Annotated in this window: 19 protein-coding genes; 9 read left to right on the top strand and 10 right to left on the bottom strand. The window is 40.0% G+C overall.

Annotated elements, in window-relative coordinates:
* Positions 1–44: 44 nt before the first annotated feature.
* A complete protein-coding gene (locus PL_RS21385; RefSeq protein WP_152620243.1) occupies positions 45–1,223 on the bottom strand; it encodes a hypothetical protein in 1,179 nt (392 codons plus the stop codon).
* A 262-nt stretch (positions 1,224–1,485) separates the two neighbouring features.
* On the opposite strand from PL_RS21385, the gene PL_RS21380 reads away from it, so the two are divergent.
* From PL_RS21380 to PL_RS21350, 7 genes are all read left to right on the top strand, one after another.
* Entirely contained in the window at positions 1,486–2,124 is a 639-nt protein-coding gene (locus PL_RS21380; protein ID WP_041877675.1) for an NAD(P)H-dependent oxidoreductase, read from the top strand.
* The gene (locus PL_RS21375) at positions 2,096–2,386 is read left to right on the top strand and encodes a putative quinol monooxygenase (protein WP_041877677.1); all 291 of its coding nucleotides are present in this window, start codon (positions 2,096–2,098) and stop codon (positions 2,384–2,386) included. Before PL_RS21380 ends, PL_RS21375 begins: the two co-directional genes overlap by 29 nt.
* A gap of 36 nt (positions 2,387–2,422) precedes the next feature.
* Positions 2,423–3,409, top strand: coding sequence for an aldo/keto reductase (locus PL_RS21370; RefSeq protein ID WP_041877680.1), 987 nt, complete (start codon positions 2,423–2,425; stop codon positions 3,407–3,409).
* A gap of 121 nt (positions 3,410–3,530) precedes the next feature.
* Positions 3,531–3,905, top strand: coding sequence for a hypothetical protein (locus PL_RS21365; protein ID WP_152620244.1), 375 nt, complete (start codon positions 3,531–3,533; stop codon positions 3,903–3,905).
* A gap of 98 nt (positions 3,906–4,003) precedes the next feature.
* On the top strand, positions 4,004–5,101 hold the full coding sequence (locus tag PL_RS21360; protein ID WP_041877685.1) for a DNA alkylation repair protein: 1,098 nt from the start codon (positions 4,004–4,006) through the stop codon (positions 5,099–5,101).
* Positions 5,102–5,104: 3 nt separating this feature from the next.
* Positions 5,105–5,797 (top strand): VIT1/CCC1 transporter family protein, encoded by a 693-nt coding sequence (locus PL_RS21355; RefSeq protein ID WP_041877687.1) that lies wholly within the window; start codon positions 5,105–5,107, stop codon positions 5,795–5,797.
* Positions 5,798–5,943: 146 nt separating this feature from the next.
* Complete coding sequence (locus tag PL_RS21350; protein ID WP_041877689.1) at positions 5,944–6,981, top strand: glycoside hydrolase family 18; 1,038 nt, start codon at positions 5,944–5,946, stop codon at positions 6,979–6,981.
* 94 nt (positions 6,982–7,075) lie between these two features.
* Here PL_RS21350 and PL_RS21345 read toward each other — a convergent pair whose 3' ends face one another.
* A complete protein-coding gene (locus tag PL_RS21345; RefSeq protein WP_041877690.1) occupies positions 7,076–8,128 on the bottom strand; it encodes a PLP-dependent cysteine synthase family protein in 1,053 nt (350 codons plus the stop codon).
* Between the two features lie 184 nt (positions 8,129–8,312).
* Here PL_RS21345 and PL_RS21340 point away from each other — a divergent pair, with 184 nt between their 5' ends.
* Together PL_RS21340 and PL_RS21335 are read left to right on the top strand one after the other, a co-directional pair.
* Complete coding sequence (locus tag PL_RS21340; RefSeq protein ID WP_041877692.1) at positions 8,313–8,777, top strand: Lrp/AsnC family transcriptional regulator; 465 nt, start codon at positions 8,313–8,315, stop codon at positions 8,775–8,777.
* A 47-nt stretch (positions 8,778–8,824) separates the two neighbouring features.
* Positions 8,825–9,262 carry a GNAT family N-acetyltransferase gene (locus PL_RS21335; protein WP_041877693.1) on the top strand — a complete coding sequence of 146 codons (438 nt, stop codon included), beginning with the start codon at positions 8,825–8,827 and terminating at the stop codon, positions 9,260–9,262.
* 2 nt (positions 9,263–9,264) lie between these two features.
* Here the strand turns inward: PL_RS21335 and PL_RS21330 are convergent, their stop codons facing one another.
* The 8 genes from PL_RS21330 to PL_RS21295 all read right to left on the bottom strand — a co-directional run bounded on the left by PL_RS21330 (position 9,265) and on the right by PL_RS21295 (position 20,324).
* The gene (locus tag PL_RS21330) at positions 9,265–9,855 is read right to left on the bottom strand and encodes a hypothetical protein (protein ID WP_348620336.1); all 591 of its coding nucleotides are present in this window, start codon (positions 9,853–9,855) and stop codon (positions 9,265–9,267) included.
* A gap of 1 nt (position 9,856) precedes the next feature.
* Positions 9,857–11,131, bottom strand: a complete 1,275-nt coding sequence (locus PL_RS21325) for a phthiocerol/phthiodiolone dimycocerosyl transferase family protein (RefSeq protein ID WP_041877695.1) — start codon at positions 11,129–11,131, stop codon at positions 9,857–9,859.
* 2 nt (positions 11,132–11,133) lie between these two features.
* The gene (locus PL_RS21320) at positions 11,134–12,411 is read right to left on the bottom strand and encodes a condensation domain-containing protein (protein ID WP_041877696.1); all 1,278 of its coding nucleotides are present in this window, start codon (positions 12,409–12,411) and stop codon (positions 11,134–11,136) included.
* Positions 12,412–12,567: 156 nt separating this feature from the next.
* Complete coding sequence (locus PL_RS21315; RefSeq protein WP_041877697.1) at positions 12,568–13,773, bottom strand: glycosyltransferase; 1,206 nt, start codon at positions 13,771–13,773, stop codon at positions 12,568–12,570.
* Between the two features lie 9 nt (positions 13,774–13,782).
* On the bottom strand, positions 13,783–14,988 hold the full coding sequence (locus PL_RS21310; RefSeq protein WP_041877699.1) for a glycosyltransferase: 1,206 nt from the start codon (positions 14,986–14,988) through the stop codon (positions 13,783–13,785).
* A 22-nt stretch (positions 14,989–15,010) separates the two neighbouring features.
* Positions 15,011–15,772 carry an alpha/beta fold hydrolase gene (locus PL_RS21305; RefSeq protein ID WP_041877700.1) on the bottom strand — a complete coding sequence of 254 codons (762 nt, stop codon included), beginning with the start codon at positions 15,770–15,772 and terminating at the stop codon, positions 15,011–15,013.
* A complete protein-coding gene (locus PL_RS21300; protein WP_041877701.1) occupies positions 15,760–16,062 on the bottom strand; it encodes an acyl carrier protein in 303 nt (100 codons plus the stop codon). The genes PL_RS21305 and PL_RS21300 overlap by 13 nt, the downstream gene beginning before the upstream one ends.
* Positions 16,050–20,324, bottom strand: coding sequence for a type I polyketide synthase (locus PL_RS21295; RefSeq protein ID WP_041877703.1), 4,275 nt, complete (start codon positions 20,322–20,324; stop codon positions 16,050–16,052). Before PL_RS21295 ends, PL_RS21300 begins: the two co-directional genes overlap by 13 nt.
* Between the last annotated feature and the right edge of the window lie 14 nt (positions 20,325–20,338).

Genomic DNA, 20,338 nt, shown 5'->3' with positions numbered 1-20,338 from the left:
TAAAAAGTCATTTTCAGGGGGCATTCCGGACATGTTTAATTACCTTATGGAAGATCAAAAACCGGAGTTCCGCCAACCACTTTATAATTATAAGACTTGGTTTGAAAACTTCCGTTGACCTGCTGCAGGCGAATGCGCAACTGATATGGGCCATCATGATTTGCCCGGAATTCACTAAAAGGCATCGCTACGTAAAAACTGTCTACACTAACCGGAGGTTTAGTCCATACCGAAGTATCATAATCCAGATTGACTCCAATATTCTGAATATTCCCGTTGGCATCATAAGTACCGGGATCATTATAAAAATTAAGCGAATTGACCGTTGCGTTGGAAGTGTATTTTCCGGAGACTATAATGGTATTGTTCTCTACTTTTGCATGTATTCTGCTGATAGCAGTCGATGGCGTTACATACCAGCCCGTTTTAACCGTCGTGCTGAAACATTGATTATTATACAGAGTAGCACAATCTGCAAGGGTCAGAAAAGTTGGCGACTTTAAATAACTCGTATTTCCAGACCCCATCAGAGAAGTTCCGTTAACTGCGCAATCAGTCTTTAAACCTCCATTGTGTGCTAAACCCAAACCATGTCCCAATTCATGAAAAAGACCACCGACATAAGCAGTTTTGCCAGCTTTTGCATCTTCAAACATCGTTGGATAATCAACTGCATAACAGTAATTGCCACCTACACTGCCAAAAAAAGCTCTTCCATTCGCATCATCATGATCTTTACAGCCCATGATCATTAATAATGTCTGGCTGGTTTTCTCCAGTGGATGAGCGGCAAAATAAGCATCAACTTCTGATCTGATCACTCCGCTTTTGGCAGAAACATAGTAAGCCTGGTCATTCACTCCGGTAATCGTAGTAATCTTGATTAAATCAGCACTGTTCTTCAGCAAACCAAAGGTAATTTTACCATATCCGTTTTTATCCATCCAGGTACGGTAGAAATCCTGACACTGCAGCATATATGAACTGATACGCTGCTGATAAGCACTATCCGGTGTCCGGTCTTTCCCGATAAAATAAATAACATTCAGATTGTAAGGAGAATCAGAAGTATAATCTGATAAGGTATCAGTCTGCAGATTCTTTTTTAAACTGCCGGCATCAGGAGTATGATCCGGTTCGCTTTTTTTACAGGAAATACAGCATAGCAAAAGCGCGATCATTAAGGGGGCTACGCCCATTTTCAGGTTCTTCAATAGTCTCATAGTTAATGTTTTAGATTTACAACCTAAGATAACCTGATCAGTTATGCTGCCCTACCGGTATTTTAAAATAGGAGAAACACAATCGTTTGATATTTCATTTCAAACGATTGAAATGCCAGAGGTTTCTCATTATGCTTTATGGTAAGCATTTTACAGGAGCGCTTTTATATATCATAATTATGATACATAACTATGATTCATGCTATTTTAATGAGACACCTGGAACCATTAATTTTGTATCAGCAATTAAAAGATCTGCAATATGGAAACTAAAAAAATATTTGTGATTAACGGAGGCCAGATCTTTGGACACTCTGGAGGTCGTTTTAACAATACAATTTTCAATGCTACAATAAACTTCTTTAAAAATCAACCCGGATTTGAGATCAGATCTACTGATATCAATGACGTTTATGATCCTGCAACAGAAGTAGAAAACTATGTATGGGCCGATGTCATTATTTATCATACACCAATCTGGTGGTTTCAGGTACCAAACGGGCTGAAAAAATATATTGACGAGGTATTTACTGAAGGTCATCAGAAAGGGATATACAGAAGTGATGGTCGTTCTTCAGCTAATCCGAATATTAATTATGGTACAGGCGGCTCCTTACACGGAAAAAAATATATGGTTACTTCTTCATGGAATGCACCGGCCACAGCCTTCACTTTACCAGGCGAATTTTTTAATGAGCGCAGTGCAGACGATGGTGTATTATTCGGATTCCACCGGATGAATGCTTTTACCGGCATGACACCACTGGAAGGTATACATTTTCATGATGTAGAAAAGAATGCTGACATTGTCAATGATATGAATTCATATCAGGAACATTTAACCAAAACTTTTATTAATCAAAAACAAGAAAATGAGTCTTTATCTAACAGCTATAATTAAAAGTACACCAGGAAACGCTGAACAATTAAAAGCGCTTTTAAAAACGCTGGTAATCGGTTCAAAAAGTGAAGCAGCATGTATACAATACGATCTGCATCAGGCTCAGGAAGATCCGAACGTGCTTATTTTCCATGAAGAATGGGCAAGTCGGCAAGAATGGGATTTACATAACGCAACACCTCATATTAAAAAATTTGCCGCAGATGCTGCAATAATACTGGATGGCAAACCCATCATCTATATCACTGAGAGAGTAGATTAATCCCTCTCTCCTGCAGAGATTACAATAATCATTATTATGGAATACAGAAAATTAGGAAATACAGATTTAAACTTATCAGTAATTACTCATGGTGCTTTCGCTATCGGCGGAAATATGTGGGGAGGAAATGAAAAACAAGACTCTATTGATGCGATACATGCTTCACTGGATCATGGAGTGACCAGTATCGATACAGCACCGTTTTATGGTTTTGGATTAAGCGAAGAATTAATCGGTGAAGCTATTAAAGGAAGAGACCGTTCAAAAATTCAGTTACTGAATAAATTCGGCCTGGTATGGGATGGCAGCAACAATGGAAAAGGAGAATTCTTTTTTGATGCAGGTGCAGATGGTAAAAGCATACCTGTTTATAAATATGCTTCTAAAGCTAATGTCATTAAAGAGGTAGAAGAAAGTTTGAAACGTCTGCGGACAGATTATATTGACCTTTTACAATTACACTGGCCAGATGCGACAACACCGGTAGATGAAACTATGGAGGCGCTTAATTTATTGATAGAACAAGGAAAAATCAGAGCGGCAGGTGTCAGTAACTATAGTCTTGATCAGCTGAAAGAAGCACAAAAAACTATCAGCCTTGCATCAAACCAGGTTTCTTACAGTATGCTGAACAGAGAGATCGAAAAAGAAATCGTTCCTTATACGCTGGCAAACAATATTGGTATTATTGTTTACAGCCCGCTGGAAAGAGGCTTACTTACCGGTAAATATTTTAAAGATGCCAAACTTAAATCCAATGATCACCGTAACGGTTATTTTGGCCAGTTTGATCCTGAAAAAGTAAAAGCTTTACTGCAAACTATTGAACCTATCGCAACCAGTAAAAATGCTACAGTCGCACAGCTGGTGTTAAGATGGACTACCCTGCAGCCAGGAATAAGTATCGTACTTGCAGGCTCAAGAAATGCAGCCCAGGCAATTGATAATGCAAAAACTATGGACATCACGCTGCATACAGATGAATTAACTATCATTCAGCAGGCGATTGATCAGGCCAGATAAGCTTAAGCTAAAATACTTAAAAACAGCCGGTATTATGTTGACAAAACAGGGATACCGGCTGTTTCCGTTTAGCAGATTATTAATTATATTTACGTATAAACAAACATATAATCAGAACATTATGAAACAGGCAGGCTTTATTTTTTCATTCGTACTATTGTTATTATTTACGCATACTGCACATGCTCAAAAAAATGATGCCTATTTTGTTGGCAAATGGAATATCGTCATTAAAGGCTTGCCTAAAGGTGATACAGAAGCGCTGGTAAAATTTGAACTGAAAGATGGCAAGCTAGCCGGAAGCATTACAGATAAAGAAGAAAAAAAAGACATGCCTTTCACTGCTATTACCCTCAACGATTCTACAGTGGTGGTTAAATTTGATCATAGCAGTGGTGAAGTGGAAATGAACCTGCTGAAAAAGGATAGTGATAACTTAACAGGTCAGATCAACAGTCAGTTTGACCTTACTGGTATTAGACAAAAAGAGGATTAACGGCGCTTAATTTATTCCGTTTGAATGACATTTCTAAAAGGGAAAGGCACTATATTTATCCAGCATCAGGCGATAAAATCTGGTGCCTTTCGTATTAAATGAGTTTATTAAAAGATATATATTCAGCCTCCTTTTATCACAAACTGGCAGACAGCCTGATAAAGTTAAATCCTGAATTTGACAGGAAGAAATTTATCAGCCTGATCAATACAGAAAATTTTGCACTGATGGAACTGAAACAGCGGATGCATCATACGACTCTGGTTATCCATCAGTTCCTGCCAGCCGGTTACTCACAGGCCGTCTCACATTTGTGTTCTTTAATTGATCAGCTGAGAACTGAAGACACCGGAGAAGATAAATTAGCCTACATATTTCTACCTGATTATATTGAAACCTTCGGACTGGAAGATTATGAAACTTCAGTTGGCGCAATAGAATTTATTACACAGTTTATCTCCTGCGAATTTTCTGTCAGACCATTTCTGGTTAAGTATCGTCAGCAAATGATGAAACAGATGGAACAATGGTCTTTGCATGAAAACTACAAAGTAAGAAGGCTTGCCAGCGAAGGCAGCAGGTCAAGATTACCCTGGGCAATGGCAGTACCCGGATTAAAAAAAGATCCTTCGCCAATACTTCCAATTCTGGAAAATTTAAAAAACGATCCTTCAGAATGGGTGCGAAAAAGTGTAGCCAACAGCTTAAATGATATCTCCAAAGATCATCCTGAAATTGTAATTGCCATAGCTGGCAGATGGAAGGGGCTCAGTAAAGAAACCGATGCGATTATTAAACATGGCTGCCGCAGCCTGCTTAAGCAGGGGCATCATCAGATATTAGCTCATTATGGCCTGGAAAGCACACAAATCGAACTCAACCAATTTGAAATATTAACTCCTGAAGTTGCTGTTGGTGATAGTCTTGAATTTACCATAACCCTAAAAAATACGGCTCAGCATACCCAGAAAATTCGTTTGGAATATGCCATTTACTACAAAAGATTAAATGGCTCAATGGCTAAAAAAGTATTTAAAATCAGTGAGCGTGATTTCCTGCCGGATGAGAATACCATCATCAGCAGAAAACAAAGTTTCAAAATTATTACGACCAGAAAATTTTATCCGGGCCGGCATCAGTTATCCATTATCCTCAATGGTCTGGAAAAAGAACCCAAAAACTTTGAATTGAAATAGATTATGAACCAGACGCATCAGGAAAAACATCTTAAAAGTTCTGCATTTATCTCTGATATTGTCATTGGAATGAGTGATGGACTGACTGTCCCTTTTGCACTCGCAGCCGGGCTAAGCGGAGCTGTACAGCACAATACTATTATTATTACTGCTGGTCTGGCTGAGATCGTTGCCGGTTGTATTGCCATGGGGCTGGGCGGATACTTAGCCGGCAAAACAGAACAGGAACATTATCAGAGTGAAAAACTCAGAGAATACAACGAAGTGGAGCATTTCAGGGCAGAAGAGCTACAGGAAGTTAAAGATATTTTTGCCGGATATGGTATTGATGAACAGGGACAAACTATTTTAGCCAATCAATTAGCTAAAGACAAAACCAAATGGGTAGACTTTATGATGAAGTTTGAACTGGGACTGGAAGAACCTGATATCAACAGAGCCAGAAATAGTGCCCTGACTATAGGTATTGCTTATTGTGTCGGCGGACTATTACCCCTGTCAGCCTATTTCCTGACTTCAGATCCGCATAGCGGTTTACTGCTTTCTGCAATTATTACGACTTGCTGTCTGTTTATTTTCGGTTATTTCAAAAGCCAGGTGACCGGACAGCCTGCCCTGAAAGGTGCAATCAAGGTCACTGCAATAGGTCTTATTGCCGCTGCTGCTGCTTTTGGCATCGCCAGACTGATTTCTTAGATCCGCCCTGTCTTTTTATAACTCCGGAGTCAACCCTTCAACACAAAACACTAAAAATCAGTTGTATAGTAAAACAATAAATAAACTAAATTGTTTTAGCATTTAGGTCGCCGACTCAAAACAACCAATGTAAACCAATATCAACTATGAGAACAAAACCTTTCATCCAACTCTACAAGGGAATTTTTGTCCTTGTCATTTCAGTTATCGCCTTTAGCTCCTGCAAAAAAATCACTGATGCAGGCGGCACTACAGGCGGTACTACTTCAGATCCGAATTATCTGAAAAATTTACTGGCTTATAAAAAAAGTGCACATCAGCTCTATCTGGGTTACCTGGTAGCAGATGGCAATGATCCTGCAGAAGCCTCTTCTATGCTCAATGTACCGGATAGCGTAGATATTGTAATCGCCTTTGCCGGATGGGACAAAGATCCTTCACACTGGGCAACCTTACAGGCAAAAGGAACAAAAATCCTGACCTGCACTTTTCCTGGAAATGATGCCTTTTATGACGGGTCAGCAAAAGATACCACAACAACTCAAAAAACCACCCTGTCTGCAAACAGTACTTATGACCACTGGGCTAAAGCTATGTATGATAAATTTATCACCCGCATGGGCTGGGATGGGATTGATGTGGATATTGAAACCGGTACTTTTGGTGGCGATGCACCAGCCAGCAATGCTAAAGCAGTTTTACAGTCTGTAGCTAAATATTTTGGTCCTAATGCACTTGCCGGAAACTTAACCAAAGCAGGTGTAAAACCTATATTTATTTATGATACGGATGTAGATGTGGCAAGCGGTAGCCTGGGTTACAATACTATTTATACTCCTTTCAAAAGCAATTATACCTACGTAAACTTCCAATCTTATGTTGGTGGAAGCCGCCGCTGGAGCGGCAGCAAAACTTCTGACCTTACCCCACTGCTGACTGCTTTTGATAAAACTAAATTAGTTGTGCTGACCAACGGCGATGAATTTAAATATCCTAATGGTTCTGAGGATACTCCTGGTGGAGATGCAAAAGCGACCAAATGGTTATGGGACATTGCTCAATGGGCCAAAACAAATGGAACAGCTGGTGTAGGAACTTACAGAATGAGCAGGGATTATAATCATACCCCTACATTTAACAGTACCCGTCAGGCAATTCAGATCATGAACCCACGTAAAAATTAAAAGAGTGTATTATTGAGGCGGAAAGATCATTAAAAGGCCGGTAAATCTATGCATTTACAACATAGATTTGCCGGCCTTTTAAATTCCCCGTATTTTATTTAAGTCTGCATATCGGATGATAATTGATAAACTCTGTTTCCGGAGTTAAATAGCCTTCTTTAACGGGTTCTGCTCTCATTAAATCGGTACTCAGATATTTCTTGTTACTATCCGAAAATATAGTAACCACACAACTGTCCAGACCTAATTCCTGCTGTAAGCTGATTGCGCCTATAACATTGGCTCCGGAAGAAATCCCAACAGCCAGTCCCAGCTGACCAGCCAGTTTCTGAGCCATCAATATTGCATCGCCATCATTAGCCTGAATTACCTGATTCATTTCATCCAGTTTTACTATTTCCGGAATAAACTCATCAGAAATCCCCTGTATTCTATGGCTGCCTACTTTATAACCTGTTGTCAGTGTCGGAGATTCTGCCGGCTCCAGAGGATGGACTCTTACAGCTGGGTTCATCGTCTTTAAATACCTGCCAACTCCCATAATCGTTCCTCCTGTTCCAACTCCTGCCACAAAAGCATCCGGCATTAAATTATTCAGTCTGAGCTGCTCCCAGATTTCAACTCCAGTGGTTTCCTGATGCGCTTTCGGATTATCATTATTTTCAAACTGGCGGGGCAGAAAAGTATTTTCATTCTTTAGGGCCATAGATTCGGCTAATTCAATACTACCTAAAAATCCGCCCTGTTCTTTACTCACCAGTACAACTTCAGCACCCAGGCTTTTGATAATATCTATACGCTCTTTACTTAACCAGTCCGGCATAATAATTTTAACCGGGTGTCCCATTGCCTTACCTATCGCAGAGAAAGCTATTCCTGTATTACCGCTGGTTGCTTCGATAATTTCATCACCGGGTTTAATCTGACCGTTTTTATAGGCATGATATAAGGTAAACAGGGCAATCCTGTCTTTGATGCTACCGGTCAGGTTATACTGTTCACATTTCACATATATTTTCCCTGCTTTTCCTTTGAATGTATAGTGTAATTCCAGCATTGGCGTATTCCCTACCAGATGCCATAAATGTTCAAATTTCTTCTCCAGATCAGCTGTTAAACCAGCTGTTTTTATTGTGCTTACAGACATTATTCTTTAGTTTTGTTTTCCCTGATATTTCGGTAAAACTCTACAATTCAAACTTTAGTAACAATCAATTGTTTTAAATCCGGAAATTTTATGGAAAAGAACAAATAAAATATAACTAATTACAGTTAATGTGTATTATATGGTAAATTACTGGTATTTTTCCATTCATAATTTGTAACAGCCAATGGACGCAGACTTAGACACGACAGATCTCGAAATTTTAAGAATTTTACAGATAGATGCGACTCTTACAAATAAGGAGATCGCCTTTAAATTGCGTAAATCTATCGCTACTATACATGACAGGATAAGAAAATTAAAAGAAAGAGGTTATATTAAAAAAGTCGTTGCTATTCTGGACCGGCAAAAAATCAATAAAAGTCTGATTGCCTTTTCTCAGGTCTTGTTAAAAGAACATACAGCAGATGCGCTAAATGAGTTCGAACGGGAAGTAGCTAAATTTAACGAAGTGATGGAATGTTTTCAAATGACCGGAGCTTTTGATTTTATTCTTCGCATTGCAACCAGTGATATGGAAAGCTATCATTTATTTCTGCGAAATAAACTGGCCATATTGCCGAATATCAGTACCGTTCAGAGTTTCTTTGTCTTATCTGAAACTAAAAGCGATACAGCATATCCGTTATAATGAAATCACTTCATTTGTATTCATAAACCTCATAAACACATACAATTATGCCCCTCTATTTTAGAGACTTAAAAATCGAAGATGCAGAAGCGGTTACCAGATTATCCGATCAGCTGGGATATCCGGCTACAAAAGCAGAAACAGAACTGAGGGTCAACAGCTTATTATTACATCCTGATCATTGTATCATTGTGGCTGTTATCGGGGAAACAATCACTGGCTGGATTCATGCTTTCTATACCATCAGGTTAGAGGCCGATCCATTTGTGGAGATCGGAGGACTGGTTGTAGATGAGAATTACCGTAACCAGCAAATAGGTGAAAAACTAGTGGAACAGGTAAAAGAATGGGCGCTCAATAAAGACGTAAAGAAATTACGGGTAAGATGCCAGACCAAAAGAACAGCAAGTCATCATTTTTATCAGAAGACGGGTTTTATCCAGACCAAAGAGCAGAAAGTGTTTGACCTGAACATAGCGGATTAAATTCATTCCTCAATCAGCTGAGGCTTATCAGCTGCTGCAGGAGCAACAGTTCTGAGATTCTGAGGTTGATCTTCCGGAGTATTCCCGGTATCAGGAAGATGGTATTTTTTTAATTTACGGATGGGCATATAGGTAAAAAGCACAGAGAATAATCCGGCAGTAAGTCCTAAAAGTACTGCCAGTACAGCACCGTTATAATTATAAAGTTCAGGCAGGCCAAAATGCAGGCCCAGCATCATAGCAAAAACAAATGATACTGTACAAAAACCATTGATACCCGCCATCTGCAAAATAAATTTGTTCTTCTTAAAACCTTCAGGCAATATAATTTCTGAATGACCTTTCTCTGAAAGTGTAATCGTTTTTTTCAGGATATCAAAGGTGATAATAAAAGGCAGAAAAAAAGCCATGGGCAGAATGAATCTCGCCAGATTCTGTTCTCCATCAAATAAATGAACTGCATGCAGATCTGTAAAACTGAAATACGGAATAATTGTATTAAAGACAACATTCGGGATAATATAGTACAGTAAATTCTTGCGTAAAAATCGCTTTAGCGTAATCTCCTTTTTTTTAGCAGCTGTGGTTAACATATCAGGCAACAGATAATTGTTTCAGGTTTTCAAATAATAAATTCATTGCTTCAGCTTTAATCTGCCCGGCTTCCTTTTCAGTCAGAAAAGTCTCATTAGACATAAAGGTAAAATCCATGCGGTTTTTGAAAGTACAGGCCACCATCGTATTGGGATTTCTCCACGGAAAAGCTACTGTCGGACTATGAATAGCCATCACTTCAAAATTGTGGTAATTTTCTTTGATCCTGAGTTTTCCCATATTGGAAAGTGTCACGTCATGGGTACCATCAGTGGCTTTCAAAAATTTAACCATCCTGGTCACTACTGAATGAAAGTATTCACTCATCCATAACATTTCTTCTACTTTCAGCTCCTGTACTTTTGCAGTCAGATCTGCTTTCAGATTTCTTGCCCTTGTCCAGAAATCCAGCTCCGTTTTTTTATCTGTCTCCAGTTCCACGATCGGAGCAAATGCAAACATAGTATCACTTTTGATTTCAGGGACAAACTGTCTGATATCTACCGGACAAATTACTTTTCCATGCGCCTTTACTCCTCTCACTTGCTGAAAGGCCTTCATCACCGCAATGCACAACATGGCGTGAACAGTAGTTCCTTCGGCTTTGCTCTGCTCAAGCAGTTCAATAGTCTGCTCTGGACTGAGTGTCCAGTGGAGGACATAATTATTCCCTGCTGCTACTTTACGGCTGGTGGGTTTAAATAAGAAAAATGCTTTCCCTAACAGCGAGAACATACGGGCTTTAAGAATCTTTGCCTGCGATATAGAAAAAGCTGGTGTCAGCAATTCTTTTACTGAACTGAAGGACTTGTATGGGGTAAGCTGCAGATCCGGCTGATCCAGCAGAAATAACAGCTCCTGCAACAGGGTTACCAAAGTAGATCCGTCACAGATACAATGTGGCAGAACCAGCAAAATATCTGATACTTCTGCATCCTTTAGCCAGACTACTCTGGCTAAAGGTTCATTTTCACCATCAAAAAGTTTGTTCCATTCTGCTTTAGATTCATTGAGCCAGTCATCCTCTCCTTTACGTTCAATGACCCGTACAGGAATCTCCCCGATATTTTCATTTAAAATGAAATAAGGGCCACCGGTTTGTTTATCATCAATCTGCATCTGTAACAACGGATGTTTTTGCTGTATTTTCCGTAGTGCAGCATGTAAAGTTTCCGGAGCTATAACTCCGCGGATATTTACTGTAAAAATGCAGTTAACAGGTGTCAAAGCATCTACATACATAATCCTTTCTCCAATGATCAACTTTCTTTTCATTTTTATGCTGGTTGTAGCTGTGTTTCTAATTGCTCTTTGAGTATTGACATAATCTTGCCTTGTATGGCCAGACCATCTGCATAGGGTATATATCCTTCACTTGCTACAAATGCAAAATCCATTTTTCCACGGTAGATAGTAGTCATGAATGAAGTTGTATTACCTAAAGGGCCGATCACAGTTGGTGTATATATTGTTTCTATTTCGAAAGTACTGTACTGATAAGGAATAGGCATTCTGCCTATATTGGAAAACATACAGTCATTACTTGATTTACCATGTTTTAAAAAACGACGGAACTTATTTAGTATAGGATGCGCTTTTTCAAGTACCATCAGCATCAGATATGGATCCAGCTTTTTAACTTTCTGTTTGATATCTTTCTGTATGGCCTTTGCATTACTCATAAAATCGAGCTCAGGATAAGCACTGACAACGAACATGGAACCGAATGCAAAGATGTTATCCTTTTTGATCTTCTTATTTATTGTACGCAGGTCAACAGGGCAGGAAACTTTATTGTGTGCATTTTCTTTTCTGATGTCTTTAAAGGCTTGTAATAACACTGCACATAACAACGTATTGACTGTTATCCCCGAACCTTTACAGAATTTAGAGATCTCTGCAGTCATCTCTTCATCCAGTTTCCAGTGAAGCATATAATCCTTCTGTCTCTCTATTGCTTTTTTTCTGGCAGGCATGAGCCATAGAGCCAAAACTGCTATGCTACCGATCAGACCAGCTTTAAACCTTTGCTTTTTATTCTCCAGGATTTCTGCAGGAACTATATCCTGTAACCCTTTAATCGGATCTTCCTGTCCAATTTCAGCATCACCGTTATCAATTAATTCGAACAGGGTAGCCAGAATAGTCAGCACAGATCCACCATCAATCAGACAGTGATGTACAATCATTAAAAGTTCTGAGACACCATCTCCTTTAATCCAGACCATTCGCATCATTGGGTCCTTAGCCGTGTCAAATGGGCTCAGCCACTGATTGATTGATTCTTTTTTCCAGTCATCATCGCTATTGCGGGGAATGATATGCACCGGGATTTTAGCAGGCCGGTCTTTATCAACGGTAAAATAAGGGCGGTTATGTTTATCATAAGTGATAACCGCATTAAGCAAGGGATGTTTTTGCTGTAATCTCAACAGTGCGTGCTGTAAACTCGCTGCAGAAAATTCTCCGCGGATTTTTACCGGCACTACCCCGTTAAACGGAGTATGTCCGTCTCCCAGCATCAGCCTCTCCCCAAATAGTAACCTTCTTTTCATAGGCTTTAAATTTTTGTTTTGTTTTGTGATGGAGCCTTTGAATGATCAAACTCCTAAGGGTTTATGAACACAAAAGCACCTGTAAAATCCATGAATAAATAAGTACAGCCCTGCGTGCCTGATAACTATTTCAATCCTCTGGGATTCTCATAGGTATTAGTTATTTTTTTCGAGTAATTGTTCTACCCCGGCAAAATCTTCAAGCAACTCTACTGCTTTATCATTTCCCCCGGCTGAGATAAATGTTTCTCTTATTCTTAATGCTGCATTTCTGTATTTCGGATTTCCCAGTAACTCAAAAACAGCATTTCTAAGTTCTGCTATCTTTAAGCGTTTATAACGGATACTGATTCCGCAACCTGCATTTTCAATCAGTTTAGCGGTGTGAAAATGATCATAGGCAATTGGTGTGATCAGCATAGGCAAGCCATTGGTAAAAGTATCATTCACAGTATTAAAACCTCCATGACAGATTACCGCATCCATATGCGGCATAAGTTCTGCCTGTGGCACAAAACTGTTTACAATAAAATTAGCCGGCCATTGCTCAAAAATATCCGGATTAGTTGCTGCTATAATTGTTACGGGTTCATTGGCAAAAGCATCAATCAGTTTCTGAAAAAAAGCAGCTCTGATATCAACCAGCAGAGTACCCAGGGAGACAAAAATCTTTGGTGTTGTGGCCTTTGCAAGTCTTTCCCAGTCAAAGGCTGCGTGATTTGGCCTGCCTTTCACCGGACCTACAAATCTCATATGTGATGGAACTTCTTCAAATCCGGCAAAAGCCTGGGAAGTAAAAACCAGATTAAGTTTATTGGAGTGGATAAAAATACCATCTTCGATTATACCTAATTCCTTTTGTAAGCCTTTAATCAACTGCTGCTGCCACTCAAATATTTTAGGTGCACTGGTAGCTGTATCTCCCATTACATCTGGCGGAACAGGTGTAGTGGTCACAGAAGGGATTCCTTTGACATGTGCACATAATGCCCCCGCAAAAGTAATACAGTCATTCACAATCACATCTGGTTTCCACTCATCAGCAAACTTGCCAAGTCCTTTCATCATCATCCGGGCAAAAGGAACATAAGTTTCTTCCAATGCCAGTTTCATGACTTCAGGTCCTGAACAGGAAGGGCCATCATCCTGACGTTTCAGGATGCGGGTAATCTCTTCCTGATATTCTTCCAGATCTGCTTCAGGGTAAATAAATTCCCCTCCTTCTGGTATATGTTTGTCTGCCAATGGTGTGATTCCTATCCATTTCACTTCATGCCCGCGGGCAATTAAACTGGATCCTATGCTAAGTGTTGGGCTGATATGACCAAAAAAAGGTGGTACGACGAATAAAAATCTTGACATAATTTCTTTTTAATTATTTAATAAGAACAAAGGTTCATTGACACTGAACTGCTCAAGTAAAGTCGCCGCAGCTTCCGTACCGCCAGCATCTATAAAAGATTGTTTGATTTCAACAGCTGAGGTTTTAAAAGACTGGTTCTGAAGAATTTCTGTGACAGCCTCCTGCAGATGTCTGGCTTTAAAACGATTGAAGTTTAAACGTAATCCTGCACCTACACGCACTACCCTGCCTGCCACATGTGACTGATCATAGGCAATGGGTATAACGACCATAGGTAAACCATTAATTAAGGTTTCACAGACAGTATTATGTCCGCCATGACAAACTACTGCATCTAAATGCGGTAATAATTCTAATTGCGGAACCATCCGCTGAACGATGAAATTATCTGGCCAGACTTCAAATAGTGAGGGTTCTGAAACAACCACTACAGTTATGTCTTCTTCTCCGAAGGCTTCTATCACTTTGGCAAAAAAGTTCTTTTTATGCTCGTGATCAAAAGTAGTTCCGATACTGACTAATATTTTTGGCCTGTTATTTTTTTGCAGTAACTCCCAGTCAAAAGATGATTTTACTGATTTGCGATTGATTACCGGTCCTACAAAATGATAATGTGCAGGCAATTCTAGTTCCCCAAAAAATGCTTTTGAAGTTAAAACCATAGTTAACAGACCCGAACATGCAATTGACACTGGTTTATCAATACCCAGTTCCTTTTGCAGATCAACAATCTGCTTAACCTCCCATTCGTGGACTTTGGGTAGCTCATCCATGATTTTTATAGCAGCGGGTGCCGTTACTGATGTAGCATAAGGTATTTTCTGATTGACCGCGGCGATAGCTCCGGCAAACATCTGGTGATCTGTAATGACCAGATCGGGCTTATACTTTTCCAGCCATTCTATTATCCCTTCATAACTATGACGGTTTAATGGAATTAAAACTTCTTCATATAAAAACTTGATACTGTCTATTCCGTAGACAATTTTTTTGGTAATGATATCAAGATATTGCTCACTATCCTGTTTCTGCTGATCACTCTCGTTATATTTGATTAATAACAATTCACCACCTTCGGGCAATCTGGAACCTAAATCAGGGTCAAGTGTAATCCAGCCAACCTGATGTCCACGCCCAATCAAAACAGCGCCCATACTCAGGGTAGGATTAATATGACCTGTTAAAGGAGGAACTATAAATACAAATTTCGCCATTGATAAGGTATTAAGTTGACAACTAATTCTTAAAAAATCCAGAAACAATCTCCGCGATCATCACGGGTTCCTGAATAGGAATATTATGATCTCCATCTAATGGAATCAGATCTGATTTTCTGATTTTCTGATGAAGCTGTTTACCCGCTTCCAGACAATTGGAAGCAGATCCATACAACAAAAGGGTATCTTTCTGCATCGTATTGATTTCAGGTGCGCTAAAAAAACCGCTCTCCTGAATCATGTCTTTTTTGATACTGGTCTGATAAAACAGATATTCATACATCCGGTGGTTACGGTCCATCTGTCTTTTACCCATTTTCACTTTAGTTGTATCCGTAAAATTAGCTACATAATGTTCCAGAAACTCCCTGCTGTATTCTTCAATAATACCACGGGTTTTATCATCATTGGGGTCCGGCGCTTCTATCAGGACAAGTTTCCTCAGTTTTTCCGGGAAACGAACGGCCATTTTTAAAGCAATCAGACCACCAAAACTATAACCTGCCAGATGCACCTTCTCCAGCTTAAGTACTTCCATTAAAGCATAAAGATCATCAGTCATACTGTTCAGGTCATAACCTTCCAGTGTACGTTCACTCATTCCATGACTTTTCAGATCGTACATCACCACATGAAAATGTTCGGCCAGTACCGGGGCAATATTAAAGTAATAAACAGAGAGGTTACTGAACATTCCATGAATTAAGAGAACGGTTTCGGCCGCTCCTTTATTCAGTTCCTGAATGTGTACATCTCTGTGATTTACTTTTATGACTGGCATTCGTGTATATAATTAATGATCATTTCCAGGTTCAGATTAATCAGCTGATCAAGATCCATAGCAGATAACCATCCTGTAAAATCAATCTGGTCGCCAAAGTGTGTTTTTATCTTTTCAGAGAAGGATACAATTTCTATACTGTCCATTTCCAGATCTTTGGTAAAAGAGCTTTTAGGAGTGATATCCATTTCTTCTACAAATTCTTCTCCTATAACCTCTGTGATAAATTGCTTCATCAGCTCAAAGATCTCGTCGTTATTTAATTGTTTGTTTTTCGCTATTGTGTCCATCCGATTATGTAGTTATGATGTTTAATGGTCTTTATAAATACGTCTTTGATTCTTAATTCTTCTCCTCTGATTTCTTCTATAACATAAGCTTTAGGGTTACCCTGTAAGCCCTTGCCAAGATATTTGCCATAGGCTTCTTTGGCTGTCCAGAAACGGGTAGCCCATTCGGCCTTATCTTTACCTTCCAGCAAAACCATCTCTGTGTCGGCAAATGCCAGGTCAAAGAAACCGCTACTGCGTTCTTCAATACTTTCAATATCAATACCCACAGGTCTGTCCAGGCGGGCAACCCCCACGGCATCAGTTCCTTTATGTGCTAAAGAAACATGAATACCAGCAGTTTGACCACCGTGAGGGTAAGGCTTTTGCCGCTCGTCTGACCTGATTTCAAACGTGATCGGGTAACATGCATGTTGTTTCTCTTTATTGAGTAAATTTCTCACTGCATCTTTTACCGCCACACGGCTGATCATCCAGGCTTTCCTTTTATTGGGCAGCAATGAATTATGATGTTTTTTCTCGTCCTGATTGAAATAACGTTTCAGGATAAAATCCCATGAAACTACTCTGGAATAGGCATTATGGAACATAAAAATACCCGGTGCAATTTCCTTTGATAAACGGTTATGCAGCGGTGACATAGAAACACTCCATAAGGCGTCATCTATTTCCAGTCTCCTGTTCTGCCAGCCTGAGATAATTGCCCATACACGATTACTACGTTTGATGATAAAATTTCCTGTAGCAAATTCTCCATTCATTTCCGTCAGTACACAGGTACATTCAAACTCTCCCTGCTGATCGTGCATATTCTCAAAAAACTCGATTTCCTGTATTTTTACCGGAAAGGCTATTCTGTCTTTGGTCAGGATCAGCTGAAGCCATAAACCAAAAAGCTGTCCTGCATTATCCAGCAGAGAGCCTTTCCCTGCACCACTTTCAATAATACCGGTGATTCCTTTTTCACCCACAGCCTTCAGTGATTTTATACCCTGATAACCTGGTCCGTGAAACATGTGATTTTCATAAATCTGTTCCGGAGTTCTCTGGATATCCAGCACTTTACCAATATCAAATGATTCCTGAGCTGGTGAACCCAGCTTTTCTGATAAAATGACTTCAGCATTTGCAAACCGCTCCAGATTGAGATATACGCTCTGCTGATCCTTCCATTCACCGGTAATGGTTTCGCGGAAAGGCTTAATCACATTCATCCATTGGAATACCTTGATATTCAATATTTTTTGCACCTGCTCTCCTGGTGACTGTTCTTCGGCAATCTCTCCAAATAACTCAAAGATCATTGTCATTGGAATAACCGGATCCATGTCATCGACGCAATGCCAGCCTTTAGGCTGCCTTAACAGTGCGTGATCTATCAGGTAAGGACAATTTTCAAGAGTAATATCCAACTGTTTTGAAAATGGTACCCTGATAGCTGGTGCTGAAATCACTGGTGATGCCTGAGCAGGTGAAGGTTTAATAGCATAGTTTGCAGGTTGTAGAACTCTGTTTTTAAACAGCTGTTGTATCTCTGCCTGGATATTTACCATTTCCAGTATATTTTCATTAAAAGCCTGCATTACAGGATCAGCTACATCTTCCAGTAATCCTTTGGCATAGACCATCGGGTCTGGCTTTGTATAAACTGACGGCTGCTCTGCAAGCCCTTTCAGTGTGCTTAACCCGGTAATAATCGGCAAGCCTAATTCTAATCTGATTCCTCTGTCTCTGAAAGATGGCCCTGATTTGATTTTACCTGTAAAGTTTACTCCTACTTCTCTGCCTTCTACAAATAAAGCTGCGATTACACGCTGCAATTGAGTTAGTCCTGATCTGATTGGTACATTGGAAGAAATTGTACTGAAATTCTTTCCTTTTAGTGTATCATCTATAAACCCTGTTAGTCCTCCTGACCCGATCTGTATAAATACTCTTGCTCCCTGTTCATATAGTTTTTCTGTCAGTTCACGGAAACGGACAGGTTGAATCAAATGTTCAGCACTTAATTGTCTGATTGCTTCAAAACCTTCAGGGTATAGCTCTAAAGTTGTTGCAGACCACAATGGGGTGGTTGTTTTACGGAATTGCATATCCTTCATCCCTTCCAGAATCACTTCCAGCTTGTCCGCTATAAACGGAGAATGGAACCCGGACTGAAAAGGTAATATCTGATGAAAGATCTGTTTTGCTTTTAAAACAGGCGTCAGTTCTTCCAGCGCATTTTTACTTCCACAAAGAATAACCTGTTGCGGACAGTTGTCATTGGACAGATATACGTCATTAATATCAGCAATGATTGGTAAAAGCTGTTCTATTCCGCAACCTACTGCAATAAATCTGGAATCTTTCAGCTCAAAAGTCTCAGGATTAAGCACTTTAAGCAATTGTAAAACAGAACTCTCTTCTGCAAGTTCTGATGATCTCGCAGCCAGCCATTCGCCTAAGCTATGACCTGCATTCATGTCAGGTTTTACACCCAGTTGCTTAAGAGCTGTATCAAGTACGCTGCTTTTATTTAAGGTTTTTAAGGCTTCACTCAGTAAACCATCAGCTTTAATATGCTGATCGTCTGTGATATTAAAATAATCGGCAACACTGGCTACTTCTCCACCTGCCAGGCCGTCCAGACCGGGAAATACAAAAGCAACTTTTCCGCCATTGCTGATCAATGGTTCGTTGGTATACCAGATATCCTGTTTATTACGCCACGGATTATTTTTTGAAGCTATTTTAATTGCTTTATTAATTCTTTCTGGTGTCGGATCAAATACGGCAATACGGTAATTCCCTGTGCCATCACTATAATCCTGATTTTCCAGTGCAGAGATCAGTTCTTCATGAGTTGGGCGGGCAATTAACAATACCTCATCTTTTTTTGGTGCATTAAACCCTTCAAGTACAACATGAGCATTGATTCCCCCAAAACCAAAAGCATTAACTCCGGCAATTTTAGGCAGACCAGCTTTCTCCCAGCTCAATGGTTCCTGCACAGCTAAAAACCGTGTTTTTTCCATTTGTGCCAAAGGATTTTCACAATGTAATGTAGGTGGCAGCGTATCGTGATATAAGGCTAAACAGGTTTTGATCAAACCAGCAATTCCAGCTGCCGGCATCGCATGACCAATATTTGATTTTACTGTTCCGATACCTGCTTTCGGCAATTCAGCATCAAAACCAAAAAACTGCGTCAGCGTCTCCAGCTCAGTTTTGTCTCCCAGAGGGGTTCCTGTACCATGTGCTTCAATATAACCTATAGTGGCAGGTGAGATCTCAGAATTGCTCCAGGCTTGCGCTATCGCTCTGAGCTGACCTTTTACCGAAGGACTCATTACGCTTGTACCACTGCCGTCACTGCTTACACCAACGCCCTTTATTACTGCATAAATCCTGTCCTTATCCTGAATTGCATCTTCCAGGCGTTTTAAAACTACAAATCCGCAGCCTTCGCCAATAATCAACCCATCGGCATGGGTATCAAAAGGCTTTATTTTTTCCTGCTTTGATAAGGCACCCAGATTGGAGAATATACTCCAAAAAGCTGCATTTTGTCCAACATGTACACCACCGGCAATGACCATATCACACCGGCCGCTATTCAATTCCTGAACCGCATGATCTATTGCGATCAGTGAACTTGCACACGCGGCATCAAGTGTGAAGGCTACTCCACCCAGATTTAAACGGTTGGCTACCAGTGAGGCTACCAGATTTGGTATTAACCCCATCGCTGTATCGGGTCCGAAACGACCCTTACGCAATTGGAATTCGTGTTTTACTTTTTCTATATCTTCAGTTCCCAGATGAGGCAGTAAATCTTTCAATATTGCTGCAATCTGTTCACCGGTTCTTACAATTTCAATTGCTCTGGTTGCTCCCGGACCCGCATAATTACCTTTTCCAATGATAATACCTGTTTTTTCCAGTGAGGCATTCTTTTCAAATACGCCAGCATCTTCCAGTGCCCGGTAAACCAGATCCAGCGTTAGCAAATGATCAGGTTCTGTACCATTGACTGCTACAGGAAGTATACCAAAGCGCTGAGGATCGAAGTTATATTCGGGAATAAAACCTCCCCGATTGCAATAAAAACGGTCTACACCAGAAGAATCTTTATTGAAGTGCACCGGATCAATACGATCCGGTGGCACAACCTGAGTAGAATCAACCTTATTTATTATATTTTTCCAGAATGTATCCAGATCTCCCGCACCCGGGAAAATGCAGGACATTCCGATTACAGCTACATCCGTTTTCTTCATTAGGCGTATTATTT

This window comes from Pedobacter lusitanus (assembly GCF_040026395.1).
Classification (GTDB): Bacteria; Bacteroidota; Bacteroidia; order Sphingobacteriales; family Sphingobacteriaceae; genus Pedobacter; species Pedobacter lusitanus.
The sequence above is the reverse complement of the archived record's forward strand: the minus strand, read 5'-3'. Positions and strand labels throughout refer to the sequence as shown.